Annotated in this window: 18 protein-coding genes and 4 pseudogenes; 11 read left to right on the top strand and 11 right to left on the bottom strand. The window is 62.9% G+C overall.

All coding sequences use genetic code 11. The features are described 5' to 3' along the window. Positions 1-523: pseudogene (locus tag QIY50_03860) on the top strand (DUF2937 family protein). Positions 524-657: 134 nt separating this feature from the next. On the opposite strand, the gene QIY50_03855 reads toward QIY50_03860, so the two are convergent. Continuing rightward, a complete protein-coding gene (locus tag QIY50_03855; GenBank protein WGV21403.1) occupies positions 658-1,569 on the bottom strand; it encodes a LysR family transcriptional regulator in 912 nt (303 codons plus the stop codon). 128 nt (positions 1,570-1,697) lie between these two features. Here QIY50_03855 and QIY50_03850 point away from each other — a divergent pair, with 128 nt between their 5' ends. The 4 genes from QIY50_03850 to QIY50_03835 are packed head-to-tail and all read left to right on the top strand — an operon-like array spanning position 1,698 to position 5,370. Next, on the top strand, positions 1,698-2,984 hold the full coding sequence (locus tag QIY50_03850) for an MFS transporter (GenBank protein WGV21402.1): 1,287 nt from the start codon (positions 1,698-1,700) through the stop codon (positions 2,982-2,984). A gap of 9 nt (positions 2,985-2,993) precedes the next feature. Continuing rightward, entirely contained in the window at positions 2,994-3,773 is a 780-nt protein-coding gene (locus QIY50_03845; protein WGV21401.1) for a 5-oxoprolinase subunit PxpA, read from the top strand. After that, complete coding sequence (gene pxpB / locus QIY50_03840) at positions 3,770-4,456, top strand: 5-oxoprolinase subunit PxpB (GenBank protein ID WGV21400.1); 687 nt, start codon at positions 3,770-3,772, stop codon at positions 4,454-4,456. The genes QIY50_03845 and pxpB overlap by 4 nt, the downstream gene beginning before the upstream one ends. Beyond that, positions 4,453-5,370, top strand: coding sequence for a biotin-dependent carboxyltransferase family protein (locus QIY50_03835; GenBank protein ID WGV21399.1), 918 nt, complete (start codon positions 4,453-4,455; stop codon positions 5,368-5,370). Before pxpB ends, QIY50_03835 begins: the two co-directional genes overlap by 4 nt. 114 nt (positions 5,371-5,484) lie before the next feature. Here QIY50_03835 and QIY50_03830 read toward each other — a convergent pair whose 3' ends face one another. The 3 genes from QIY50_03830 to QIY50_03820 all read right to left on the bottom strand — a co-directional run bounded on the left by QIY50_03830 (position 5,485) and on the right by QIY50_03820 (position 8,816). After that, positions 5,485-6,663 carry a VWA domain-containing protein gene (locus QIY50_03830; protein ID WGV21398.1) on the bottom strand — a complete coding sequence of 393 codons (1,179 nt, stop codon included), beginning with the start codon at positions 6,661-6,663 and terminating at the stop codon, positions 5,485-5,487. 13 nt (positions 6,664-6,676) lie between these two features. Further along, complete coding sequence (locus tag QIY50_03825) at positions 6,677-7,522, bottom strand: MoxR family ATPase (protein WGV21397.1); 846 nt, start codon at positions 7,520-7,522, stop codon at positions 6,677-6,679. A 214-nt stretch (positions 7,523-7,736) separates the two neighbouring features. After that, positions 7,737-8,816 carry a DUF748 domain-containing protein gene (locus QIY50_03820; protein WGV21396.1) on the bottom strand — a complete coding sequence of 360 codons (1,080 nt, stop codon included), beginning with the start codon at positions 8,814-8,816 and terminating at the stop codon, positions 7,737-7,739. Positions 8,817-8,950: 134 nt separating this feature from the next. Between QIY50_03820 and cysK the strand changes: the two genes are divergently transcribed. Both cysK and QIY50_03810 read left to right on the top strand, forming a co-directional pair. Next, positions 8,951-9,925 (top strand): cysteine synthase A, encoded by a 975-nt coding sequence (cysK, locus tag QIY50_03815; GenBank protein ID WGV21395.1) that lies wholly within the window; start codon positions 8,951-8,953, stop codon positions 9,923-9,925. Between the two features lie 173 nt (positions 9,926-10,098). Further along, a pseudogene (locus QIY50_03810) lies at positions 10,099-11,035 on the top strand (aspartyl/asparaginyl beta-hydroxylase domain-containing protein). A gap of 135 nt (positions 11,036-11,170) precedes the next feature. On the opposite strand, the gene QIY50_03805 reads toward QIY50_03810, so the two are convergent. The 3 genes from QIY50_03805 to azu all read right to left on the bottom strand — a co-directional run bounded on the left by QIY50_03805 (position 11,171) and on the right by azu (position 14,640). Beyond that, entirely contained in the window at positions 11,171-12,328 is a 1,158-nt protein-coding gene (locus QIY50_03805; GenBank protein ID WGV21394.1) for an ATP-binding protein, read from the bottom strand. Positions 12,329-12,504: 176 nt separating this feature from the next. After that, positions 12,505-14,157 carry a cyclic peptide export ABC transporter gene (locus tag QIY50_03800; GenBank protein WGV21393.1) on the bottom strand — a complete coding sequence of 551 codons (1,653 nt, stop codon included), beginning with the start codon at positions 14,155-14,157 and terminating at the stop codon, positions 12,505-12,507. A 33-nt stretch (positions 14,158-14,190) separates the two neighbouring features. After that, positions 14,191-14,640, bottom strand: coding sequence for an azurin (azu, locus tag QIY50_03795; GenBank protein ID WGV21392.1), 450 nt, complete (start codon positions 14,638-14,640; stop codon positions 14,191-14,193). Positions 14,641-14,821: 181 nt separating this feature from the next. On the opposite strand from azu, the pseudogene QIY50_03790 reads away from it, so the two are divergent. Together QIY50_03790 and QIY50_03785 are read left to right on the top strand one after the other, a co-directional pair. Beyond that, positions 14,822-15,806: pseudogene (locus QIY50_03790) on the top strand (TauD/TfdA family dioxygenase). A gap of 580 nt (positions 15,807-16,386) precedes the next feature. Continuing rightward, positions 16,387-16,647, top strand: coding sequence for a DUF3077 domain-containing protein (locus tag QIY50_03785; protein ID WGV21391.1), 261 nt, complete (start codon positions 16,387-16,389; stop codon positions 16,645-16,647). A gap of 178 nt (positions 16,648-16,825) precedes the next feature. Here QIY50_03785 and QIY50_03780 read toward each other — a convergent pair whose 3' ends face one another. The 4 genes from QIY50_03780 to QIY50_03765 form a co-directional block, all read right to left on the bottom strand. Continuing rightward, on the bottom strand, positions 16,826-17,194 hold the full coding sequence (locus tag QIY50_03780; protein ID WGV21390.1) for a hypothetical protein: 369 nt from the start codon (positions 17,192-17,194) through the stop codon (positions 16,826-16,828). 243 nt (positions 17,195-17,437) lie between these two features. Continuing rightward, the gene (locus QIY50_03775; protein WGV21389.1) at positions 17,438-17,824 is read right to left on the bottom strand and encodes a hypothetical protein; all 387 of its coding nucleotides are present in this window, start codon (positions 17,822-17,824) and stop codon (positions 17,438-17,440) included. A 27-nt stretch (positions 17,825-17,851) separates the two neighbouring features. Continuing rightward, positions 17,852-18,229: a hypothetical protein gene (locus QIY50_03770; protein WGV21388.1), complete on the bottom strand. Its 378-nt coding sequence runs from the start codon at positions 18,227-18,229 to the stop codon at positions 17,852-17,854. After that, the gene (locus QIY50_03765) at positions 18,222-19,628 is read right to left on the bottom strand and encodes a PAAR domain-containing protein (GenBank protein WGV21387.1); all 1,407 of its coding nucleotides are present in this window, start codon (positions 19,626-19,628) and stop codon (positions 18,222-18,224) included. Before QIY50_03765 ends, QIY50_03770 begins: the two co-directional genes overlap by 8 nt. 499 nt (positions 19,629-20,127) lie before the next feature. On the opposite strand from QIY50_03765, the pseudogene QIY50_03760 reads away from it, so the two are divergent. Both QIY50_03760 and QIY50_03755 read left to right on the top strand, forming a co-directional pair. Next, a pseudogene (locus QIY50_03760) lies at positions 20,128-22,053 on the top strand (condensation domain-containing protein). 55 nt (positions 22,054-22,108) lie between these two features. Continuing rightward, entirely contained in the window at positions 22,109-26,422 is a 4,314-nt protein-coding gene (locus QIY50_03755; protein WGV21386.1) for an amino acid adenylation domain-containing protein, read from the top strand. Position 26,423: the final 1 nt, after the last annotated feature.

Below are 26,423 nucleotides of genomic sequence, written 5' to 3'. Positions count from 1 at the left end.
ATGTTCAGAAGTTACCTGCGGTTGCTGCTGTTCACCTTCGGCCTGCTGGCCGGTATCCAGGTTCCGGGGCTGGTGAAGGACTACAGCCAGCGGGTCGAGGCGCACCTGTTCGAATCGCGCGAGGCGCTCGACGGTTTCCGGCCAGACCGCCGAACGCTTCTTCAATGGTGACCTGCAGGCGCTGCTGCGGCATTACCGCAGTAGCGACGACCCGGTATTCCTCAGTGACGCCAACAGCATCGAAAGCCTGATGATCCGCAACGAACTGCTGGAAAACGAATGGCAGGCGCTGCAGGGGCCATGGGCACTGCGTACCTGGCACGTGCTGGTGCAGGCCGACCCGCAGTTGCGCGACGAAACCCTCAATGGCTACAGCTACCAGATTCTGCTGGTGCCCGAGGCGATTGGCTGGGGCGTCGGTGCAGGGTTTGTGCTGGCCTTCGTGGTCGAGAGCCTGTTGCTGACGATTGGCTGGGTGATCCTGGGTGGGCGGCGCAGGGCGGTGAAAGAGAGCTGGCGCTGATTTTTAATGTGTCTTTGCCGGCCCTTTCGCGGGCTTGCCCGCTCCCACAGGATCATCACAGGCCTTGAGAGCTGTGCAGTTCTTGTGGGAGCGGGCAAGCCCGCGAAAGGGCCCGCACAGACAAAGCCAATCAGTCAGACCAATACTATGCGCTGCCCACCCACATCCCGCGCATACCTCTCCAGCACCTGCCGGCAAACCCCGACCACTTCATCCACCAGTACCACCCCGGTCTGCCAGGCCACCACCAGCTCCAGGCTTGGCGGTGGTTGCAGCCCCTGCAGCAATACCAGCTCACCCCGGCTCAACTCGGCATCCACCAGTGCCGGCGGTAATGCGCCAATGCCAAACCCGTCGCGCAACAGCCGGGTAATCGCCGCCACCGAATTCACACAATTCAGCCGCGGCGTTTCGGCCCCCGCACTCTGCAGCAGGCTCAGTACTTCCTGGTGCGGCCGCGAGTTCTTCGAGAAGGTGATGATGCGTTCCCGCCCAAGCTCGGCCAGTGACGCGTAGTCGCGGTGCTGGTGCGAGCCGGCGGCCACCACCCAACCCATCGGGTAGCGCGCCAGGTCCAGGCTGCGGATCGACTGCTCGCGCAGCAGGTCGGTCTGCAGGATCACGTCGAGAAAGCCCTTTTGCAGTTGCTCGCGAAGGTTCAGCGCCGTGTCGGCCACCAGTTCGATCTCCACCTGCGGGTAACGCTCGGTCAGCTCCGCCACCAGCGCGCTCATCCAGGTGTGGATCACCGTGTCCATCACCCCGATACGGATGCGCCCGACCTTGGCCCGGTCGCTGTCCAGCGACTGCTTCATGGCCTTGGCGGTTTCCAGCATGCGCTCGGCATATTCCAGGACCTTGCCGCCCTCCGGGGTCAGGCTGACACCGCGTGAATCGCGCAGCAGCAGCTTCACACCCAGGTCGGCCTCCAGCGCAGCGATGCGGCTGGACACCGAGGCCTGGGTGGTGAACAGCTTTTCTGCGGTCAGGCGGAAGCTCTTGAGCCGGGCAACCCAGACGAAGGTTTCGAGGAAGCGAAGGTTCATGATCAGTTTTTCTTGTTCCAGACCGGCGGTTTTTATCGTTGGACGCAGGTGGCGCGGCCTCTGAACAATGACGCACAGGCCGCGACACTTTGTCGCCCATAAAACAATACCAACAAGCCGAGGCAAGCATGAACCCCACCGGCGTACAGCAGCAGGTCAATTCCCCCTCTTCGTCCGGGCCCTTTGCCTGGTACCGCGACATAGACTCACAGCAACGCCGCACCTTCTGGAGCTGCAAGATCGGCTATGGCCTGGACGGCATGGACACACAGATGCTCAGCTTCGTCATCCCCACGCTGATCATGCTGTGGGGCATCACCACCACCGAAGCCGGGCTGATCCATACCAGCACGTTGATCGCCTCGGCCGTGGGAGGCTGGGTGGCCGGCATTCTCTCCGACCGCATCGGCCGCGTGCGCACCCTGCAACTGACGGTGCTGTGGTTTGCCTTCTTCACCTTCCTCTGCGGCTTCGCCCAGAACTACGAGCAACTGCTGATAGCTCGCACCCTGATGGGCTTCGGCTTTGGCGGAGAGTGGACTGCCGGCGCGGTGCTGATCGGCGAGGTGATCCGCGCCCAGGACCGTGGCAAGGCGGTGGGCATGGTGCAGTCCGGCTGGGCGCTTGGCTGGGGCCTCACCGCCATCCTGTACGCGCTGCTGTTTTCCTGGCTGCCGGCAGAGCAGGCCTGGCGTGCGCTGTTCCTGTTGGGCCTGGTGCCGGCGATCTTCGTGATCTTCGTCCGCCGCCTGGTCAAGGACCCTGAGGTGTACCGCGAGGCCAAGGCTGTGGAAAGGGCCGAGGCTCCTGCGCAGTTCTACGAGATTTTTGCCCCCGGCATGCTCTGGACCACCGTGCGAGCGTCGCTGCTGACCACCGGCGCATTGGGCGGCTACTACGCCATCACCTCGTGGCTGCCGACCTTCCTCAAGAACGAGCGCGGCCTGAGCGTGCTGGGCACCGGCGGCTACCTGGCCATGGTGATCGTCGGTTCCTACGTCGGCTATGTGGTCAGTGCGTACCTGTCCGACCTGCTGGGGCGCAAGAAGAACTTCATCCTGTTCGCCGTGGGCTCGTTCGTCATCGTGCTGCTGTACACGCAAATGCCCGTCAGCGATGGCGTGATGCTGTGGCTGGGCTTCCCGCTGGGCTTCTTCGCCTCGGGCATCTTCAGCGGCATGGGCGCGTTCCTGACCGAACTGTTTCCCACCCGCATCCGTGGTTCCGGGCAGGGCTTCTGCTACAACATCGGCAAGGTCATCGCCGCGCTGTTCCCGCTGCTGATCGGCGTGCTCGGCCAGAAAATACCGCTGGGCCTGGGTATCGGCGTGTTTTCGGCTGTGTCCTACGGCGTGGTGATCGTTGCGGCGCTGAGCTTGCCGGAAACCCGCGGCAAACAGCTGCAGGCGCGGTAAGGTAGGCTTATGAACAACGAAAACGGAGGCCGCGCGGTGGAACGCCTGCTACTCAATTGCGACATGGGCGAGAGTTTCGGCAGCTGGCGCATGGGCCTGGACGCCGAGGTCATGCCCTATATCGATTGCGCCAACATCGCCTGCGGCTACCACGCCGGCGACCCCGGCATCATGCGCCGCACCGTGGCCCTGGCGCTGGAACACGGGGTAACCATCGGCGCGCACCCGGCCTACCCGGACCTGGTCGGCTTCGGCCGCCGTTCCATGGCCTGCAGCCCGGAGGAAATCCGCGACCTGCTGCACTATCAGATCGGTGCGCTGGATGGCATCTGCAAAGTGTCGGGCGGCCGCGTGGCCTATGTGAAACCCCATGGTGCGCTGTACAACGACATGATGGCCGACCCGCTCAAGCTGCGTACCGTACTGGAAGCTGTGGCGGCGTATGGCGGCGAGCTGCCGCTGATGCTGATGGCCACCGCCGACAACCGCGCCGCCCAGGCCCTGGGCGATGAAATTGGCGTGCCGCTGTGGTTCGAAGCGTTCGCTGACCGCGCCTACACCGCCAGTGGCCACCTGGTGTCGCGGCGCCTGCCCGGCGCGGTGCACCACGATCCGGCGCTGGTGGTCGAACAGGCCGTGCGCCTGGCCCGTGGCGAAACATTGGTGGCGGACGATGGCAGTGCATTGATGCTTGCGGCCCGCACCCTCTGCGTGCACGGCGACAACGACAGTTCGGTGGCGGCGGTGCGGCAGATTCGCCAGGCCCTCGATGCCTTGGAGTCGCGATGAAACCGCGCATTGAAGTGGTGGCCATTGACAGCCTGATGGTGCGCCTGTTCGAGCGTATCGACGAGGCCAACATGCCGTGGCTGCTCGCCGCCAGCCAGCGCTTGCACGCGGCGTTCGGCGAGCATTTGCTGGACCTGGTGCCGTCCTACACCACGCTGATGGTGCAGTTCGACCTGCCACCGGGGCAGGCGAGGGCGCTGATCCTTCGTGCGCTGGAAGGCATGCAGCCAGACACGGGCAGCGCTGGGCGCGGCCATGAGATCCCGGTGTGGTACGACGCCAGCGTCGGCCCGGAACTGCCGGTGCTGGCGGCCCGCAGCGGCTTGAGTGAAGCAGAGGTGATCCGCTTGCACAGCGAGCGTGAGTACCCGGTATTCGCCCTGGGTTTCGCCCCTGGTTTCGGCTTCATGGGCCTGGTGGACGAACGCCTGGCCAGCCCGCGCCTGAGCACCCCGCGCAAGCGCGTGGCGGCCGGCAGTGTCGGCATTGCCGAGCGCCAGACGGCGGCCTATCCGGCGGTGTCGCCGGGTGGCTGGAACCTGATCGGGCGCACCCCGGTGCGCCTGTTCGACCGCGAGCGCGAGGGCTACAGCTTGTTGCAACCCGGTGACCGGGTGCGCTTCGTGCCGGTTTCGCGCAGCGAGTTCGTGGCGTTGGGCGGTGATGTGGAGGCGCAAGGATGAAGCAATTGAAGATCGAGGCCAGTACGCCGCTGTGCCAGTTGCAGGATGCCGGGCGCTTCGGCGTACGCCACTTGGGGGTGACCCAGGGCGGGGCGCTGGACTGGGTGGCGATGCACTGGGCCAACTGGCTGCTGGGCAACCCGCTGGCGGCGCCGGTGGTCGAGGTAGCGCTGGGTGGTTTCTGTGTAGTTGCCGAGCAGGATTGTGTGCTGGCCCTGGCCGGTGCCGACCTGGATGCGCGGGTCGATGATCAGCCGTTGGCGCCCTGGCGCAGCTTTGCGTTGAGCAAGGGGCAGCGGTTGACCCTGAAACAGCCGAAGCAGGGCGTGAGGACCTACCTGGCTGCACCGGGCGGGTTCCTGGGTGAGGATGTGCTGGGCAGTTGTGCCACGGTTGTGCGCGAAGAACTGGGCGGTGTCGATGGCCAGGGCTCTGCGCTTGGCAAAGGCCAGGCGCTGGCATTTTCAGGCACGCCGGCGACCCTGCGTGAGGTACCGGAAGCGCTGCGGCCACAGTACGCACAAAAGCCTGTGCTTGACCTGGTGATGGGGGCACAGATCGGTGATTTCAGTGGTACCAGCCTGTTCGAGGCGTTCAACCGCGAGTGGACGCTGGACAGTCGGGCCGACCGTATGGGCATCCGCCTGCTTGGGCCGCAGTTGGCCTACCAGGGCGCGCCGATGATTTCCGAGGGGATTCCGCTGGGGGCGGTGCAGGTGCCGCCTGATGGGCAGCCGATCGTGTTGCTCAACGACCGGCAGACCATTGGCGGCTATCCGCGGCTGGGGGCGTTGACGCCGCTGGCGCTGGCGCAACTGGCGCAGTGCATGCCGGGGGCGGTGGTGCGGTTCCGGGCGGTGGTGCAGGATGAGGCCTGGCGGGAGCAGCAGGTTTACCTGGACCGTTGGCGATAAGGCTGCTGGACCTTTCGCGGGCATGCCCGCTCCCACAGGTTCGGCGCAGGCCTCGGGCTTGTGCAAAACCCTGTGGGAGCGGGCGCGCCCGCGAAGAGGCCTTTACAGCCAGCATCACTTGGACAGGTAACGCATCCCTTCCTCCAACCCCTGCAAGGTCAGCGGGTACATCTTGTCTTCGATCAAGTCCCGCACCAGATGGGTCGATGCGGTGTAGTCCCAGGCCTGCTTCGGATACGGGTTGATCCAGATGATCTTCCTGAACTTCTCCATGAAACGTTGCATCCACACGTACCCGGCTTCTTCGTTCCAGTGCTCCACGCTGCCACCTGGCTGGGTAATCTCGTAGGGCGCCATGGCCGCGTCGCCGACGAACACCACCTTGTAGTCATCGCCGTACTTGTGCAGCAGGTCGAAGGTGGAATAGCGCTCCGAGGTGCGGCGCAGGTTGTTTTTCCACACCGATTCGTACACGAAGTTGTGGAAGTAGTAATACTCCAGGTGCTTGAACTCGGTCTTGCACGCCGAGAACAGTTCTTCGCAGACCTTGACGTGGGCGTCCATCGAGCCACCGATGTCGAACAACAACAGCAGCTTCACCGTGTTGCGCCGCTCGGGGCGCATCTGGATGTTCAGCAGCCCGGCATCCCGTGCGGTGTGGTCGATGGTGCCGTCGATGTCCAGCTCTTCGGCGGCGCCTTCACGGGCGAACTTGCGTAGTCGGCGCAAGGCCAGCTTGATGTTGCGCGTACCCAGCTCCACCTGGTCGTCCAGGTTCTTGTATTCGCGCTGGTCCCACACCTTCACCGCCTTGCCCTGGCGCTTGCCGGCCTCGCCCACACGGATGCCCTCGGGGTTGAAGCCGCCCGAACCGAACGGGCTGGTGCCGCCGGTGCCGATCCACTTGTTGCCGCCGGCGTGACGCTCCTTCTGCTCTTCGAGGCGCTTCTTGAACTCCTCGATCAGCTTGTCCAGGCCACCCAGCGACTGGATCTGCGCGCGCTCCTCGTCGGTCAGCGAACGTTCGAATTCCTTGCGCAGCCAGTCTTCGGGTATCAGCGCCTCGATATGCCGGTCGAGGTTCTCCAGGCCCTTGAAGTAGGCGGCAAAAGCGCGGTCGAACTTGTCGAAGTGGCGCTCGTCCTTCACCAGGATGGCGCGGGCGAGGTAGTAGAACTCGTCCATGTCGGCGAACACCACGCGCTTTTGCAGGGCCTGGTGTAGGTCGAGCAGTTCGCGTACCGACACCGGCACCTTGGCCGCGCGCATTTCATTGAACAGGTTGAGCAGCATGGCCCGGCTCCTGTCAGCGGTTGCCGCGCCGGCTCATGAAGGCCAGGCGCTCGAGCAACTGCACGTCCTGCTCGTTCTTCACCAGCGCACCGGCCAGCGGCGGAATGGCCTTGGTCGGGTCGCGTTCGCGCAGAACCGCTTCACCGATGTTGTCGGCCATCAGCAACTTGAGCCAGTCGACCAGTTCGGAGGTGGAGGGCTTTTTCTTCAGGCCTGGTACCTTGCGCACGTCGAAGAACACGTCCAGCGCCTCGCTGACCAGCGACTGGCTGATGTTCGGGTAGTGCACGTCGACGATCTGTTGCAGGGTGGTGCGGTCGGGGAAGGCGATGTAGTGGAAGAAGCAGCGGCGCAGGAAGGCGTCCGGCAGCTCCTTTTCGTTGTTGGAGGTGATGATGATGATCGGGCGCTGTCTGGCCTTGATGGTCTCGTCGATTTCGTAGACGTAGAACTCCATCTTGTCGAGCTCTTGCAGCAGGTCGTTGGGGAACTCGATGTCGGCCTTGTCGATTTCGTCGATCAGCAGGATGACCCGTTCCTCGGCCTCGAAGGCCTCCCACAGCTTGCCCTTTTTCAGGTAGTTGCGCACATCGTGGACTTTGTCCACGCCCAGTTGCGAGTCCCGCAGGCGGCTGACCGCGTCGTACTCGTAGAGGCCCTGGTGGGCCTTGGTGGTGGACTTGATGTGCCAGGTAATCAGGCGCGCACCGAACGAGGCCGCCAGCTGCTCGGCAAGCATGGTCTTGCCGGTGCCGGGTTCGCCCTTTACCAGCAAGGGGCGTTCGAGGGTGATGGCCGCGTTTACTGCCAGTTTCAGGTCGTCTGTGGCGACGTAGTCGCGGGTGCCTTCGAACTTCATGGGTCTGTCCTCTGCCTTATGCCTGTCAGGGCCTCTTCGCGGGCACGCCCGCTCCCACAGGAACTGCACAAACTTCCGGATCTGTGGAGTACCTGTGGGAGCGGGCGTGCCCGCGAAAGGGCCAACACCTGTTCTTGATTTGTCACCGACTATAACGCGGGGTTCGTCGACTGGAAACGCAGACCGGGTATTCAGTCCCTGAATGCCCCGTCACTCAATCCTGGTCGGAATCCGGCGCATCACGCTCGTACCGCGCATTGAACGCCTCGATGAACCCGTTGCGCAGTATCTGCAGAAACGCCTCGAAGGCGCTGATATCCTGTTTGTGCACGCTACCGCTGAGCTCGACACGGGTCGCGAACTGGTTCTTAGGCTGGTTCTTCAATACCGTCTCGGTGGCGCCCACCAGCGCTTCCCAGACCGAGCGGAAGAAACCCTTGTCCTTTTCCTGCACATCCTGCTGCCAGTCGAACACATCCACATCCCGCAACAGCGGCTTGATGTACCCGTTCAATCGGCCCTTGGTCGCTTCGGCCTCTATCACCACATCGCCATGCCCGGCATTGAAGTCGAACTTGCCGTAGGCGCTGGCGAAGTCATTGAGTTTGCGCAGCTCGATACCCGTGGCGCGCAGGCGGAACTCGAAGTCATCAAAATCGCTGAACGGGTCGAACGTGGCACGGCTTTCCACCTTGGCATCGCCTACGATCAGCGCCGTGCCATCGAAACTGGCATCGCGTCGGCCCTTTTCGTCACGAATGTTGGTGAGGTTGCGGATACTGGCATCGAGCTGGGTGGCCTTGAGGTTGACCGGTGGCCTGGAGTTGAAGTTGCGGAAAGTGAGCACGCCGTTGTCGATGCGAACCTCGTCCAGGGTGATCGGCAGCAGTTTTTCCAGTTGCTGGCGCCAGTCGGTGCCCTGACCGGTCTGCGAGTTCTGTTTGTTGCCGCCATCGACGAAGTTGAGTTCCGGTCGGTCGAAGACCACTTCGGCAACCACTGCGCGGTCGTACCACAGGGCGTGCCAGCTCACCGACAGGTCTATCAGCGGCGCGTCGAGAAACGGTACTGGCACCTTGCCGGTGGTCTTGACGATCTTCAGCCCGTTGATCTGGTACGCGCCGCGCCACCAGGCCAGGTCCACATCGGCCACCTGGCCACGGTAGTCGCCCATGTCGGCCAATTTGTCGTTGAGGTAGTTGCGCACCAGATAGGGCAGGGCCAGGTGCAGTGCCACCAACAGCACGATCAGGCTGGCCAGGCCGATCAACGGCCAGCGATAACGGGCTTTCATCAACGTGTCTCCAAGGCAGGATATGCGGTTGACCGCAACGCGTCCGCGGGAGTTCGAACAGGCTTTACGGGCCTTCGCCCCGGGCTTACCCTTGAGGTCTTTCCCTGCTTACTTTCATGCCAAGGACTCCTGCCATGAGCCGTATCTTTGCAGACAACGCCCACTCCATCGGTAACACGCCGCTGGTGCAGATCAACCGCATTGCCCCGCGCGGCGTGACCATCCTGGCCAAGATCGAAGGGCGTAACCCGGGCTACTCGGTCAAATGCCGCATCGGCGCGAACATGGTCTGGGATGCCGAAAGCAGCGGCAAGCTCAAGCCGGGCATGACCATCGTCGAACCCACCTCGGGCAACACCGGCATCGGCCTGGCCTTCGTCGCCGCCGCCCGTGGCTACAAGCTGATGCTGACCATGCCTGCCTCGATGAGCCTGGAGCGGCGCAAGGTGCTGAAGGCGCTGGGCGCCGAGCTGGTGCTGACCGACCCGGCCAAGGGCATGAAGGGCGCCATCGAGAAGGCCAGCGAAATCGTCGCCTCCGACCCGGCCCGGTACTTCCTGCCCGGCCAGTTCGAAAACCCGGCCAACCCGGCGATCCACGAGAAGACCACCGGCCCGGAAATCTGGAACGACACCGATGGCGCGGTCGACGTGCTGGTGGCGGGCGTGGGCACCGGCGGCACCATCACCGGCGTGTCGCGCTATATCAAGCAGACCCAGGGCAAGGCGATCACCTCGGTGGCCGTGGAGCCGCTGGCATCCCCGCTGATCACCCAGACCCTGGCCGGCGAGGAACTCAAGCCCAGCCCGCACAAGATCCAGGGCATCGGCGCCGGCTTCGTGCCGAAGAACCTCGACCTGTCGATGGTCGACCAGGTGGAAACGGTGACTGACGAAGAGTCCAAGGCCATGGCCATCCGCCTGATGCAGGAAGAGGGCATCCTCTGCGGTATTTCCTGTGGCGCGGCGATGGCGGCGGCCGTGCGCCTGGCCGAAAAGCCGGAAATGCAGGGCAAGACCATCGTCGTGATCTTGCCGGATTCCGGCGAGCGCTACCTGTCGAGCATGCTGTTCAGCGACATGTTCAGCGAGCAGGAAAACCAGCAGTAAACGGCCTTGCCGCTGACCCGGCGCAACGTTCGGTGGGCTTGCTTTATTGCAAAATCTTCATGATTGAGTTGCCGCCCGGGCTGTTTTTACCCTGGCGGCATCAGTTTATGATGGCAGGATGATTTATCGGAGCGCAGGGCCACAGCCCTGTTGCTTCCTCAAGGAGTGAAAGCATGACCTTTTCCTTTGCAGCCAAGGCGGGTGTCTTGCTGGTGTTATTTTGGCAGCGTGCTGTTCGTGCACCTGCGCGGCAAGGCTCGCCTGCCGGTGTTGCGCCAGTTCGTCAACCATTCGGCGCTGTTCGCCCCTTACAACAGCCTGATGTACCTGTTCTCCGGCGTACCGTCCAAGCCCTACCTGGACCGCCAGCGCTTCCCGGAGCTGGATGTGCTGAAGGACAACTGGCAGGAAATCCGCGAAGAGGCCATGCGCCTGTTCGACGAGGGCTACATCCGCGCCGCCGAGAAGGATAACGACGCCGGCTTCGGTTCGTTCTTCAAGAAAGGCTGGAAGCGCTTTTACCTGAAGTGGTACGACAAACCGTTGCCGTCGGCCGAAGCCCTGTGCCCGCGTACCGTCGAGCTGGTCAGCAGCATCCCCAACGTCAAGGGGGCGATGTTCGCCCTGCTGCCCGGCGGCAGCCACCTGAACCCGCACCGCGACCCGTTCGCCGGTTCCCTGCGTTACCACCTGGGGTTGTCCACCCCGAACTCCGACGCCTGCCGCATCTACGTCGATGGTGAGCAGTACGCTTGGCGTGACGGCGAGGACGTGATGTTCGATGAAACCTACGTGCACTGGGTCAAGAACGAGACCGACGTTACTCGGGTGATCCTGTTCTGCGACATCGAGCGCCCGCTGAGCAGCCCGCTGATGACCCGCATCAACCGCAAGGTCAGCGCGTTCCTGGGGCGTGCTACCGCGCCGCAGAACACTGATGACGAGCGCGTTGGCGGGATCAACCAGGCCTATGCCTGGAGCAAGCGCTTCAGCAACAAGATCAGCACCCACGTGAAGCAGTTCAAGCGCGCCAACCCCAAAGCCTACCGCGTGCTGCGGCCGGTGCTGGCGGTGGTGGTGGCGTATCTGCTGTATCGCTGGTTGTTCTGATTCTGCCTGTTGGGGCTGCCTTGCAGCCCATCGCGACACAAGGCCGCTCCCACAGGTGATCGCGTATTCCTGTAGGAGCGGCCTTGTGTCGCGACAGGGGCGCAAAGCGCCCCCGGCGTCCTCTCAGGAAACCACTCAGGCAAGGCCTTCCAGCAAGCCGTCCGCACGCACGATATCGACTATCACCTGCTCATCTACCGCGTACACCCCCCGCGATGCTTTCCACACCAGGTTCTTGTCCTGCAAGGCGATAAGTGCTTGCTGCACCCCCGGTACCTCGGCCTTCACTTCGCTCGCCTCCACACCAGCCTGTTCCATCGCTTTGGCGTACAGTGCCAGGGTCGGGGCCTCGAACGGCGCGAAGTCGTTCCCCTTTACGCACATGACACGTAGAACCGCAGCCTGGATAGGCGTGAGGCTGTGGATCACCTTTTTCAGGTTTGCATTCAAGTCATTGGCTTGTGCCTGAACAAGCTCTCTGAATCGTGCCGGAATAGCCTCGGGCGTGATACCGAAGTCGAAGCGGATTTCATCCGCTGCCGCACCTAACAGCTCTGGGCGGTAGCCGCTTTCCTTGAAGAGCTGGAACACCTCTGCTGGGTCGAGTGCGCATGGCAGGTCGATATTGGCGCACAGCCAGTCGATGAAGTCCTTGTCCAGCGTTGGGAACTGCACCATAGAGGCGCCGAAGAACGCCTGGTCCTTGCTGTTGCGCAGCATGGCCAGCTTGTCCCGGTTTGAACCTGTGCAGACGATGCGCAGGCCATGGTGCTTCGAGCTGTTGAGCTCGTCTCTGGCTGCCTTGAGGGCGAACAGCGCTGCTGTTCCTTGCTCGGTCGTGATTGCATGCTGTGCTTCGTCGATGATCAGTACGATGATCTTGCGGGATTCATCGGAAAGCGCCACCAGGGCGGTGGTCAGGTCGACATCTTGCCCCAGTCCGATCTTGTCCACGCTGAAGTTCAGGCCGCCGACAGTGACCTTATCCATACCAGATGACCTTGCCAGCCGGGTGATGAAGCCTTCGCTACGCCCGACCGCTTCCCGCACCGCTTCTACGATGACTTGCCCGGGATCCTTGGTCAGGTCTTTCCACAGATCGGCATACAGCACGATGGCCCCGGCTGTTTCGAGGGCAGGGCGCAGGTCTTCGCGAGCAAAGGTGGATTTACCGGTACGTCTTGGCGCAGCGAGAAACACACCTGAGCTTGCTGCGCTGCCCACGGCGACTTGCAGGATCAATTTCGACAGTCGGGACGCGAGCGCCGGACGGTGATAGACAGTTTCAGGCATTTCGACCCCCTCCGTTTCAATTTATAGTCGATTATAGATCGATTATAGATTGATTATAGAGCGATTATAGAGTCATTAGAGATCTGGCAGGGCGGTGTTTATAGGGAATTATAGAATAACTATAGAGCGATTATAGATTGTGGTGGGTGAGGGGCGCGCAGCCCCCCTTTGCCGTATCAAGCCGGCTCCAACGCCTCCACCACTTTCCCCCGGCTAAGGTGCACCACCTTGTCCGCCGTATCGAAATACCGGTCATCATGCGAAATCACGATGATGGTCTTGCCCAAACGCTTCAGGTCCGGCAGCAGTTCGGTGTAGAACACCCGGCGGAAGGTCGGGTCCTGGTCCGCCGCCCATTCGTCGAACACCAGCACCGGCCGGCCGTCCAGCCAGGCATTGACCAGCGCCAGGCGCTTGCGCTGCCCGGTCGACAGGTCGGTGGTGGTGAAGGCGCCATCGCGCACGCTTACCTTGTGGGCGATTTCCAGCCGTTCCAGGTAGCGCGTTGCATCGCTGGGCAGGCTGTGCTCGTGCTCGGGCAGGTCGTCGAACAGGTAATAATCGGCGAACACCGTGGTGAACAGCTGGCGATAGTCATCCAGCCCCTCCGGCCCGACGGCCTTGCCGTTCAGGCGCACTTCGCCGCGTTGCGGGGTGTACAGGCCCAGCAGCAGCTTGATCAGCGAGGTCTTGCCGCAGCCGTTTTCGCCGACGATGAACAGGATCTCGCCCGGTTCGATGCTCAGATTCACCGGCCCGACGCGGAACGGCTCGTTGCCATCCACCGGCGGGTAGGCGTACTCGACGTTATGCAGTTCCAGATGCGCGCTGGCCGGGGCGGTGCGCTTGACCGGCGGCTGCAGCAGCAGGTGCGGCTCGGGCGAAGAAAAGCGCTCGGACAGGTCGGCGATGCGGCGGAACGCCACCTGGGCGCGGCCGAGGATGGGCAGGTTGCCGATCAAGGTTTCCAGCGGGCCTTTCATGTACAGCAGCACCAGCACGAAGCCGCTCATCACCGCCGGGTCGTTGCTCGGCCATAGCGACTGCAGGGCCAGGGTCAGGCCGATGACCACGAAGAACAACATCGACCCCAGGCTCTTGGCTGCGACGAAGATGTTGATGGCACGGATATGGGTGTTGGCGATGAAATCGGCGGTGCCCTGGATGTTGCGGGTCAGCATGGCGTGGCGGCGGCGGCGGTCGATGCGCAGCTCCTTGGCGCCCTCGGCAATGGCCGAGTAGTGCTTTTGCAGGTTGTCTTCGGCATCGCGGGCGGCATTGAAGCCGGCAACGCCTTTCTGCCGGGCCACGTACTGAATGCCACTGCCGATGCCGATGGCTGCCAGGGTGATGAGGAAGATGGGCCACGACAGCCAGGCCAGGTAGGCCATGCAGCCGGTCACGGTGGTGAGCGAGATGGCCAGCGGGGCGAAGGCGAAGGCGAAGTCGCTGATGGTGTCGACGTCGCGGGTCAGCACCGGGATCAGGCGGTGGGTGCGGTAGCGCTCGATCTGCTCGATCGGTGCTGACAGCACCTTGGCGCCGAGGTCCTTGCGCAATCGGGCGATGACTTTCTGCCCAACGTAGTTGGTGCCGCTGTCGGCCGCCACGCTGCTGACCAGGGCCAGCACGCACAGGCCGGCGAAGGCCAGGATCACGCCTTGGCTCATGCCGCCGGCCTCATGCAGGCCCTGGTTGACGGTGGCCAGCAGGGCGGTCACGGCCAGGCCGCCGAGCATGCCCAGCAGCACCGAGACGATGACCGCCGGGCGGTAGGGTTTCAACAGGCCCAGCAATTCGCGGATGGCCCCGGGGGAGGAGGTTTTCATGAAGCGTGATCTCGCTGGTGAGGTGGGGGCGGGTCAGCTGCCGAGGATCAGGGAGCCTTTCATCAAGGTGCTGTGGAACGGGAACGAGCAGTAGAAGCTGTAGGCGGTACCGGCCTTCAGCGACCGGGTGTCGAGGGTGACGCTGTCTGTTTCACCGCCGCCGATCAGGCGGGTGTGGGCGATGACCCGGGTGTCGCCGGGCTTCACGTAATCCAGCGCTTCGCCGGCCTTCTGGCCGTCGTCGAGCACGCCTTGCATGTCGGCCTGGGTACTCAGCACCCAGTTGTGGCCCATCACGTTCTTCGGCATGTCGCCAGGGTGAGTGAGCGTGACGGTGAACACGGCGCAGGCCTTGGGCACCGTGATGGCGGCCTTGTCGAAGGTCATCTGGTCGGTGCCATGGATTTCCACGGCGCATGGCTGCGCCGACCAGGCGGCAGGGGCCGCGGCGAGCAGGGCGAGGAGCAGAAGCTGGCGAGTCATTTACGGGTCCTGGGCGTTAGAAGGGTGCACATCGTTCAGACGAACCGGCGCGCGCAGGCTTTACCTGTGTGTGCGGCCCGGGTGAATTTCCCCATCGCCCGCTCGTTCATTCAGGCAGGCGCTGACACGGCGCATATCCCGATTTCGCCGCCTATGCGGCCCAGGCCTGAGGTGACCGGACATGAGTGAACTGCTGAGCTTTGCGATCGAACCCCTGGATGCTGCACGCGGCAATCTGCCGCTGCTGGTGCGCGCGCCGGAGCCGGGTATCGACCTGCTGGAAGCCTTTGCCGAGTTGCAGCCGCTGGTCGACCGGCACCTGCTGCAGGCCGGCGGCATCCTGTTTCGCGGGTTCGAGGTGGGTGGTGCCGAAGCGTTCCGACAGTTCGCCGCGTCCTTCGGCCACCCGCTGCTCAACTACGAGTTTGGCTCAACCCCGCGCAGCAACGTGACCAAAGGCGTGTACACCTCCACCGAGTACCCGGCGCACCAGAGCATCCGCCCTGCACAACGAGCAGGCCTATACCCTGGAATGGCCGATGAAGATCTGGTTCTACAGCGTGATTCCCGCCGAGACCGGAGGCGAGACGCCGATTGCCGACAGTCGCGAAGTGTACCGACGCATGCCGGCACGCATTCGTGAGCGGCTGGTGGAGAAGGGGCTGATGTACGTGCGCAACTACGGCAACGGCCTGGATGTGGAATGGTCGCAGGTGTTCAACACTGAAGACCCGGGCCAGGTCGAGGCCTATTGCCGGGCCCATGCCATCGAGTGCATCTGGAAGGATGACGGCGAATTGCGCACCCGCCAGCGCTGCCAGGTGGTGGCGCGCCACCCGGTGACCGGGGAGGACGTGTGGTTCAACCAGGCGCACCTGTTCCATGTGTCGAACCTGCAGCCAGAGGTGCGCGAGTCGTTGATGGACATTGTCGAGGAAGAGGACCTGCCGCGTAACGTGTATTACTGCGACGGTACGACCATCGAGGATTCGCTGCTTGATGAAGTGCGCGGGGTGCTGGATGAATGCACCATCAGCTTTCCGTGGCTGGAAAACGATGTGCTGATGCTGGACAACATGCTTGCAGCGCATGCCCGGTCGCCGTTTACCGGCAAACGCAAGGTGGTGGTGGCGATGGCGCAGGGGCATTCCGAGGTGTTGCGCTGATTAGGGAGTGAGGGCTGCCATGTGCCTGGCTTGAGAGGTGTGGGGCCTATGAGATCGAGCGCCGCCCGCGCGGCGCTTCGCGGGACAAGCCCGCTCCCACATTTGTTGCAACGTGCCGAACCTGTCAGGCCATGGTTGCCAGCCTTGGTAGGTTGACTCGATTTCTGAGTTGGCATTGCTGCCGCATCACCTGTCTCAAGCCATGCACCCAGGCTGACAACGCCGCTCCCACAGGCATGGCCACGTTGCAACAAATGTGGGAGCGGGCTTGTCCCGCGAAGCGCCGCGCGGGCGGCGCTCGATCTCACAGGCACTGAAAGGGTTGTGGCGAACACCTGTCAGCCCTGATGCATTCCCCAGACATGCCCCCTGCAACCCACAACAATCCCAGACTCTTCCTACGCCTCAGCACTGGCAACTCCACTCCCCAGCGAAATACCCTACAACCTCTGTCGACACGCGTCTGATTGTTCCTGCAAATCCCGCACTCTAGGCTTTGCCCGTCGCTGACGGTTCAGCGATCGGGTGTGGAAACCTGCAGCAAGCATTTCAGGGTTTAACGAGCATTCAGGAAAACCCCATGACCGACGAAACCAAAACCACCCCCGGCGTTACCTACTTCTACCAAGGCGAAGGCCAAACCCATCCACTGTTCCGTATAGCCGAGGGCATCCCCTGCCGCAGCGCCCGCGAGCAAGCCTCGGAACTGATGGGCTATGCACGCGACTTGTCACTGACCGGTTTGATGGACGGCGATCAGCAGATGCTCTGGGCTTCGCATTACTTTGCAGCCATGGCCAAGGCGCTGCTGGATGATGCCGAGTTGGGTTTGATGCGCTGATCCTTCTATTGGCTGGGCTGGCCCTTTCGCGGCTAAAGCCGCTCCCACAGGGATTGTGCATGCCTCAGGTTATGCAGAATGCCTCAGGGCATGCACAACTCCTGTGGGAGCGGGCGTGCCCGCGAACACCGGCGCAGCCGGTGCCATACAATCAGTGGCAAACCGACCTTTACGTCATTTAGTGGTTGGCATAATGAGAAATTAGTGCAAGTAGAGCGGCGGAGGGCGACCAGCTGATAATTATCCATAGCCCGTTTGCCCAAGTAATTTGTGCGTTCCGCAGACCTGTTGGGTCACCTTCATAAGCGTTGGCGGCTTGCTGAATTTGCACCAGCGCTACCAAGGTTAAAGTCACAGACGTGACCAGAAGCGCGAGAGGCAGCATGAACATGTTATAGAGCGATTGGTTTTCATCCGGCTGGTCGGGTGCCCAGAATTGCCAGCTCACGAAGAGCAGGTAAGGTACCCAATATCTCAATGTCACGCCAAGCGCTGTACCTTCGACGGTCAGATCCAATTCTTTGCAATAGGTGATTGCTCTTTTCATTAGGGGGTAAATCAAGAAAGAGCCAAACACGCCGCAGAGCAACGGGATTATACTGAACCCGCTTTGTCCTCGGATAAGTCGCCAGTGGCAATAGCTCCAGTAGGGTATATAAAGGCCCCAGGTCAAGCAGGTCATGGTGATCAGCTTTGATACGGAGACTACGTGAAGTCGGGGTTCTTGAATACGCTGGTTTGCTTGAGGTTCGGTGTTATATGAAATAGTTGAGCTCATCTGTTTTGTCTCTCAGTCTAGCAGTTTCATCAGGTAATAGATGGCTATCCAAGCGATACCAATGGTGTTTAGCGAGGATGCAATAAGAATTTTTCTTCTTAACTTCTCGGGGAATTGTAAATGGTCTTGCTCATCCAATAGTCCACTGCGAATGCTTGAAGCGGGGGAACCAATGGCGCCAGCGATTACAGAAATAACTAGAATCCTGGAACCTATTTTTTTCTCTCCCCACATGCTGGTCGCAAATGGGAGACATGCGCTCCGTTGGAGTGCTGAGGTCATTTCTTTATATTGGCGAGAGCACACGATGTGAAGGTCAGATGCAAGCCCGATTAAGGCGAGGCAGATTGGGGTGCCTAAAAGAAATAGTCTTAATTTTACGTCAAGATGCTCAATCATTTCGAAGATCTCGAAGCTCTGTTGTGGCTAAATCATGAAGTAATTTATAACTAGCCAAGTGAACCCGATTGTATTTAACCATGATGCAATAACGATTTTGGTTTTTAATGGTCTGGGGAGTTGCTCATAATCTTCTTTGTCAAGCAGGCCTCTGCGAGTACTGGAGGTTGGGAAGGTGATGGCGCCCGCTACCATGAAAATCACCAGCATTCTTGAGCGTATGCTTTTCTCGCCCCAAAGGGTTATGGCGTATGAAAGACATGGGCTTCGGTGAAGTGCTCTGACCATTTCTTTATACTGCTGAGAACTTGCAATGTGAAAGTCCATTGCAAGTGCGGTCAGGCCGAGGCAGAAAGGTGAGGCTACTATAAATAGCCTTAATTTTATGTCCAGATGATCAATCATCTTGAAAAACCTCGAAGATTACTTCACCTAACTCTTCGCCACCGCCCATACCTGCAATGCTTCCCGCTAGTGCGCCTGCGCCGGTAATCACAACTCCGCATGCCAAGCCGGCGGCTCCGGCTTTCCAACAAACTTTCGTGGCGGCTTTACCTGCTATCTTTCCGCCTAGCCAGCCCGCAGCTAGCCCGCCTGAAAAATTCCCCGCTTCAGTAATTTTTACCTTTTGACAATTCTTGACATTCCCTGACTGGCAAACTTCCGATATTTTTAATGCCGAGCCAGTGCCGCCAATGGTAATGCCTATATATCCTCCTGCCTTGAGGTATTTAGCCATTTTGGCCAGTTTGTCTAGGTGCGTCGAGTAACCAGGGATATGCGTCGGGGCCCCTGCTTTACTCCAGTGATGAACTAGGCTTCTTGATGATATTCCCAAATCTCGTCGTAGGTTTTCATAGCTTCCAAGATTGAGTCGCTTGTTCAGAGTGGTTGCTTTCAGGTTCGCATTCAATTGCTTGAACAGTCTTTGACGCTCCGCAAAGAACTCAGGGTGGCGGAGATGCCCGTGCTTGATGAATTGCTCTTTATGTAGATCCTCTATTTTTTGCAATAGGGTGCTGAGTTCATCCATCGACTTGGCAACCATCGCCTCGCTCACCCCCATCGCCAGGCTCAAATCGCTGAGCAACGCAGCAATCTCGGCTTGATGGCGCATCATGAATTCCGCCTCTTCGGGCGTCAGTTCCGCCAATGCTTCACGAGCTTGTTTTGCTGCACTCATCGCAGACAGTTCTTCCCGAGTGCACACCGGGCGCCTCAAGCCATCGCCAATGACAAAGATCTCGCCCGCCTTGAACCCCTGCTGATAGGTCGGGTTTAGCCGCTCCAGAATTGACCGAGGCAGGTTGGCCTGCGGCGCGCCCAGTTCTGCCAGGACTTCCTGATACGTCATGCAACGCGGAACGATGTAGAAGCCGGGTTCCATGCCTTGTGGCGTGGGCGAGGGCTGAACCCCCTCAGGCTGGTAGGTACTTCTTGTCGGGTTACCCGTCTGGGCCTGTGCTGGTGCCTCACGAACCGGCTCAGGTGCAGGTGCCCTGCGCGACGATGGCGGTGCATATCCACTGGCTACCAGGCGATTGCTGCCCTGTGGGCACCCACATTGCACCAGTGCTCCGTCCAGAGCCGTGGGTATACCATCCTGCCGCCAGCGGGCTTCGCCCTCGACGATTGTGCCCGCTTGTCCACATAGCGGGCAGGGTGTGGTCGGGTCGCCTTGAAGCAGCCAGTTGTGGCCATGCACGCGGCCCCTGGCCTGGCTGGCAATGCAGATGGCACCTGTGGTGGTTTCGTCGCCGTCCAGGCCTTGATATCGGCCGAAGATGTTCATGCGCATGCTCATGGCTCGCCTCTTTTTTTAAGGTGGAAGCCAGGAACCTAGCAGGCTGTGGGCGGGTATTTCCGGGGCGGGAAGGGTTTAGGAAGGGGCCTACAAGCAATAGGGATTTGGACTACATGTTTGTCATGGCAATACCGGCCTCTTCGCGGGCATGCCCGCTCCCACAGGTGCGGCACAAGCCTCGATAGCTGTGGTGTATCTGTGGGAGCGGGCGAGCCCGCGAAGAGGCCGACAAGGCCACCGCCAGAGCCCTGCAGCCCCGCCACTAAATCAGCCCCCCACACCTTCGTCTGACAGTTACCGCTCGACTGCCAGGACTCCGCTCGACATGAATGCCGACCAAACGCTCAAGCTCGCCCGCCGCTTCATCGAACTCAGCCCCGACAAGCGCCGCCTGTTCCTCAAGGCGCTGCAGGGCGAGGGCATGGATTTTTCCGTGCTTCCGATCGCGCCCGGGGTGGAGGTGGCCGAGCGTGACCAGCTGTCGTACGCCCAGCGGCGCATGTGGTTCCTCTGGCAGCTCGACCCCCAAGGTGCGGCGTACAACCTGCCCATGGCCGTGCGCCTGACTGGCCCGCTGGACCTGGCAGCCCTGAAGCACGCCTTCGATGCCCTGGTGGCCCGCCACGAAACCCTGCGCACCCGCTTTGTCGCCGACGGTGATGACGTGCGCCAGCAGGTCGATGCCGTCGCCGCTCCGTTGCAGCTGCGCCAGGATGCTCTGGCCGATCTTGACGAGGACGCCCGTCAGGCCGCCATCGAAACCATCGCCGAAGCCGAAGCCCTGGCCCCCTTCGACCTGGCCAGCGGCCCGCTGCTGCGCGTGCGCCTGCTGCAACTGGCAGCACAGGAGCACGTGCTGCTGCTGACCCTGCACCACATCGTTGCCGACGGCTGGTCGATGAACGTGCTGATCGACGAGTTCCTGCACCTCTACGACGCTGCCGTGGCCGGCACCGAGGCCACCTTGGCGCCGCTGCCGATCCAGTACCGTGACTACGCCCTGTGGCAGCGCAGCTGGCTTGAGGCCGGTGAGCAGGAGCGCCAGTTGGCCTACTGGCAGGCGCGCCTGGGCGACGACCATTCGCCGCTGGAGTTGCCACTGGACCGCACCCGCCAAGGCCGCCCCAGCTATCGCGGCGCGCGCCACGAGTTTCCCATCGCCGCCGATGTCGCCGAACGCCTGCGCGGTGTGGCCCGCAAGCACAACGTCACCCTGTTCATGGTCCTGCTGGCCGCCTTCAAGCTGCTGCTGCAGCGCTACAGCGGCCAGGCCGCGATCCGCGTTGGCGTGCCCATCGCCAACCGCAACCGTGCCGAAGGCCAGGGCCTGATCGGCTGCTTCATCAATACCCAGGTGCTGCACACCGAGATCGACCCGCTGCTGGATATCGCCGGTTTGCTACAGCGCGTGCGCGAAACTGCCGTAGGCGCGCAAAGCCACCAGGACCTGCCGTTCGAGCAACTGGTCGAAGCCCTGGACCTGCCGCGCAGCGGTGAAAGCCCGCTGTTCCGGGTGCTGTTCAACCATCAGGCGCAGGTGGCGGATGTGCAGGCCATCGAGACCCGCTCCGGCCTGAGCCTGGCGCCGATTGTTCTGGAAAAGCGCAGCGCACGTTTCGACCTGGCGTTGGACACCCACGAGCGCGGCGGGCAGTTGCATGCAGCGTTCACCTATGCGACCGATGTATTCGATGCGGCTACCGTCGAAACCCTCGGTGAGCAGTGGATGACCCTGGTGCAAGCGCTGGCCGCCGAAACGGCTGGCGCCGTAGGCGAGCTGGCATTGCCGGGCCTGGCCACAGCCATTGGCGTAGCAGCACCGGCTGACGAAGTACCCATGGTGCAGGAGCGCTTTGCTGCTGCGGCCCGCCGTCACCCTGAGCGTATCGCGGTGATGGCTGCCGGCGAGCAGGCCAGCTTCGCCGAACTCGATGCCCGCGCCGAGGCCATCGCCGGCCGGCTGGCCGAAGCCGGCGTGGGGCCGGACTCGCTGGTCGGCGTGCTGGCTGACCGCAGCGTCGGCATGCTCGCCAGCATCCTTGGCGTGCTCAAGGCCGGTGGCGCCTACCTGCCGCTGGAGCCTGAGCAACCAGCCGAACGCCTGGCCTACATGCTCGCCGACAGCGGCACGCGCCTGGTGCTGGCCCCCGGCAACTGGCAGGCCGAATTGCCGGCAAGTGTGCAGCACCTCAACTGGGCGCAATCCGGTAACGGGCGCGTCACACGCGCCGCTCCGGCAGCGGCCAACCTGGCCTACGTGGTCTACACCTCCGGCACCACCGGCCAGCCCAAGGGCGTGGCGATCAGCCACGGCGCCCTGGCCAATTACGTCGACGGCATCGCCGCACGCCTGCCGCAGCAGCACATCCGCAGCATGGCCCAGGTCTCTACCCCAGCGGCCGACCTGGGCCACACCATGCTGTTTGGCGCCCTGTGCGGCGGCCACACGCTGCACCTGCTGCTGCGCGAGCAGGTGCTGGATGCCGAAGGCTTCGCCGCCTACCTGGCCCGAGCACCAGGTGGACGCGCTGAAGATCGTGCCGTCGCACCTGGAGGCCATGCTGGTGGCTGGCCGCGCGGCGCTGCCGGGCCAGTGCCTGGTGCTCGGTGGCGAGGCCATCAGCCCAGGCCTGCTGGGCAAGATCCGCCAACTGGCCCCGGCGCTCAAGGTGTTCAACCATTACGGCCCGACCGAGACCACCGTAGGTGTGCTGGTCGCCGAGCTGGACGGGCAGGCCTGCCTCGGCCAGCCCCTGGCCAACACCCGCGTCGCGGTGCTCGACCACTGCCTGCAACCTCTGCCGGCCAAGGCCAAGGGGGAGCTGTACATCGGCGGCGCCGGCCTGGCCCGTGGCTACCTGAACCGCCCGGCACTCACTGCCGAGCGCTTCGTTCCCGACCCGAGCGGCAGCCATGGCCAACGCCTGTACCGCAGCGGTGACTGGGTACGCCAAGGCAGCGACCTGCAGTTCGCCGGGCGTATGGATGGCCAGGTGAAAATCCGTGGCTATCGCGTGGAACTGGCCGAAATCGAAAACCAGCTGCGTGCCCTGTGCGGCGTCACCAATGCCGTGGTCCGTGTGCATGGCCAGGCGCCGCAACTGCAACTGGCTGCCTGGCTGGTGCCCAGCCAGATGCCGGCAGACAGCCTAGCCTGGCAGGAATCGACCCGCGCCAGCCTTAAAAGCCTGCTGCCCGAGCACATGGTGCCGACCCACCTGATGGTGCTGGAGCACCTGCCGGTCACGGTCAACGGCAAGGTCGATGTCAAGGCGCTGCCGGAACCCGTCGCCACCCAGGCGGCCTATCAGGCGCCGCAGACCCCGCTGCAAACGCAATTGGCACAGATCTGGGCGCAAGTCCTGCAAGTACCGGAGGTAGGCCTGGGCGACAACTTCTTTGCCCTTGGCGGCCATTCGCTGCTGGCCACCCAGGCGGTATCGCGGATACGCAAGCAACTGGGCGTGGATATCCCGCTACGCACCCTGTTCGACACCGTTGACCTGCAGGCCTTCGCCCAGGCAGTGGCCGAAGGCGAACAGCGCGCAGGCCTGGACATCGAGATCCTCGACCGCCAGCAACCCTTGCCGGTATCCCGCTCGCAGAACCGCCAGTGGCTGTTCTGGAAGCTCAACCCCGAAAGCCTGGCCTACAACACGCCGATGGCCGTACGCATGCAAGGCCACCTCGACCGCGCCGCCGTGCAGGTTGCACTGGATGCCCTGGTGGCTCGCCATGAATCGTTGCGCACGGTGTTCGTCGAGGCCGACGGCCTGCCCTGGCAGCGCATCCTGCCGGTCGCCACGGTCCCTATCGGTTTCGAAGATCTCAGCGGCCAGGACCACGCCGCACAGATGCGCAAACTGGAAGCCGAAGCCTTCGTCCCGTTCGACCTGGAGCACGGCCCGCTGCTGCGCGCCCGGCTGTTCAAGGTGCATGGGCAGGAGCACCTGCTGTCGCTGACCTTGCACCATATCGTTTCCGATGGCTGGTCGATGAGCCTGTTGGTACGTGAGTTCGCCGCCGCCTACAACGCCGCCGCCACGGGCCAGGCGCAAACCGTCGAGCCGCTGCCGGTGCAATACGCCGACTTCGCCGCCTGGCAGCGCAAGTGGCTGGCCGAGGGGCAGATGCAGGTGCAGATCGACTACTGGAAGGCGCGCCTGGAAGACGACTTCGAAGTGCTGGAGCTGCCTGCCGACCGCATTCGCCCGCAGGTCAAAAGCTACCAGGGCAGCCGTTTCGATGTGCGCCTGCCACAGGCCCTCACCGAGCGCCTGCGGGCACTGGCGGTGGCATCCAACGCCACGCTGTTCCATGTGTTCCTGGCGGCCTATGCCATCGTGCTGTCGCGCTACAGCCGCAAGGGCACGCTCAACATCGGCGTGCCGGTCACCAACCGCAATCGCCTGGAACTGGAGGGGCTGATCGGCTTCTTCATCAACGTGGTGGTGGCCCGCATCAGTGTCGATGGCAGCCAGCCGTTCCCGCAGTTGCTGGCGGCGATCAAGGAAACCACCTTGCAGGCCCAGGCCAACAAGGATGTACCGTTCCTGGAGGTAGCCGAAGCGCTGTACCCAGAGCGCGACCAGGGCGTGAACCCGTTCTTCCAGGTGCTGTACAACCACCTGCGCGACCTTGGCGAGCAGGTGTCCAGCGATGCCCTGCACGGCCTGCAGGTCAAGGAAGTGGACCTGCTGGAGCCGGGCGCGCAGTACGACATCTCGCTCAATACCCTGGAGCGCTCAGATGGAGTAACTGCCTCGTTCAACTATTCAACCGACCTGTTCGATGCTGCACGTATCGAGCGCATGGCCGGGCATTGGCAAGCACTGCTGGAAGCCATCTGCGTCGAGCCACGGCGCTGCATTGCCGAGCTGGATTTCCTTGGCAGTGCCGAACGCCAGCAGCTGACTTACGGCTGGAACCCGGCACCCCAGGCTGGCAGCGGCTTGTGCGCGCACCAGTTGCTGGAGCGCCAGGCGCGTGAGCGGCCGGATGCGCTGGCGCTGATCTTCGACGACCAGCAGATGACCTACGCCGAACTGGACCGCAGCAGCAACCAGCTGGCCCACCGCCTGCGGGCGCTGGGCGTGGGGCCGGATTGCCTGGTCGGCGTGGCCGTCGAGCGCGGCCTGGGCATGGCCCTGGCGCTGATCGCCATTCACAAGGCAGGTGGCGCTTACGTGCCGCTGGACCCGGACTACCCGCAAGAGCGTCTGGCCTACATGGTCGAGGACAGCAAGATCGGCCTGCTGCTGGCCGACGCGCTCTCGCGTGAGCGCCTGCACCTGGGCCGGCAACTGCCCTGCGTGGTACTGGAGCCGGGCACCGAGTGGCTGCATGCCTGGCCCGCCGAGCCGCTGGCCAACCTGGCTGCACCGCACAACCTCGCCTATGTCATCTACACCTCCGGCTCCACCGGCATGCCCAAGGGCGTGGCCATCGACCACCATGCCCTGTCGCTGTTCTGCCAGGTGGCCGGCGACTACTCGCGCTTGAGCCCGGACGACCGTGTGCTGCAGTTCGCCACCTTCAGCTTCGATGGCTTCGTCGAGCAGTTCTTCCCGCCGCTGGCCCACGGCGCTTGTGTGGTGCTGCGCGATCTGCGGCTGTGGGACACCGCCACCCTGCTGGATGAGATCAACCGCCACGGCGTGACCGTGGCCGACCTGCCGGCGGCCTACTGGCGCCTGCTGGCGCTGGAGCGCCGAGCCCCCGAGGCCTATGGCCGGCTGAAACAGATTCACGTGGGGGGGGAGGCGGTGCCGGAAGATGCCCTGCGCGCCTGGCTGGCCGATGGCCCGCCAGCGGTGCGCCTGCTGAACACCTACGGCCCGACCGAAGCCACCGTGGTCGCCACCACCTACGACTGCTCGCAGATGACCGTGGAGCAGGTCAGCCAGGGTGGCGTGCCGATCGGCCGTGCCTTGCCGGGCCGCACCCTGCATGCCCTGGACGATGGCCTGGCGCCGACACCGGTGGGCGTGCCCGGCGAGCTGTTCATCGGCGGGGCAGGGTGCCTGGCGCGCGGTTATCACCAGCGGCCGTCACTCACCGCCGAGCGTTTCATCCCCGACCCGTTCGACCCGGTTGGCGGTGGTCGCCTGTACCGCACCGGCGATCTCGGCTGTTACGACGAGAACGGCCAACTGGCCTATCGCGGCCGGGTCGACCACCAGGTGAAGGTGCGCGGCTTCCGTATCGAACTGGGCGAGATCGAGCAGTACCTGCGGGCGCACCCGGACGTCCGGGAAGCCACCGTGCTGGCCATCGACCTGCCCAGTGGCAAGCAGCTGTGCGCCTACGCGGTGCCGGCCGAAGGCTACCGCGGCGATCTGCGCCAGGCCCTGAAGCAGTACCTCAAGGCCAGCCTGCCGGACTACATGATCCCGGCCTACCTGGTGACCCTGCCGAGCATGCCGCTGACCCCCAGCGGCAAACTCGACCGCAAGGCCCTGCCGCTGCCCGACCCGAACCTGACACAGCATGACTACCAGGCGCCGCAGACCGAGCGGCAGCAGCAACTGGCGAGCATCTGGGCGCAATTGCTGAACCTTGCACGGGTCGGCCTGAACGACAACTTCTTCGAACTGGGCGGCCACTCCCTGCTGGCGGCCCAGGCCGTGTCGCGGATCAACGTCGAGCTGGGGCTGGACATCCCCCTGAGGCTGATCTTCAGCCACCCCGAACTGCGCGCGTTCGCCCAGGCGCTGGACGAGCAGGGCCTGTCGCTCTCCGACGACGGCCTGAGCGATATCGAACAAATGATGAATGCATTCACAGAGGCCTGAC

This window comes from Pseudomonas putida, from assembly GCA_029953615.1.
Taxonomy (GTDB): Bacteria; Pseudomonadota; Gammaproteobacteria; order Pseudomonadales; family Pseudomonadaceae; genus Aquipseudomonas.
The sequence above is the reverse complement of the archived record's forward strand: the minus strand, read 5'-3'. Positions and strand labels throughout refer to the sequence as shown.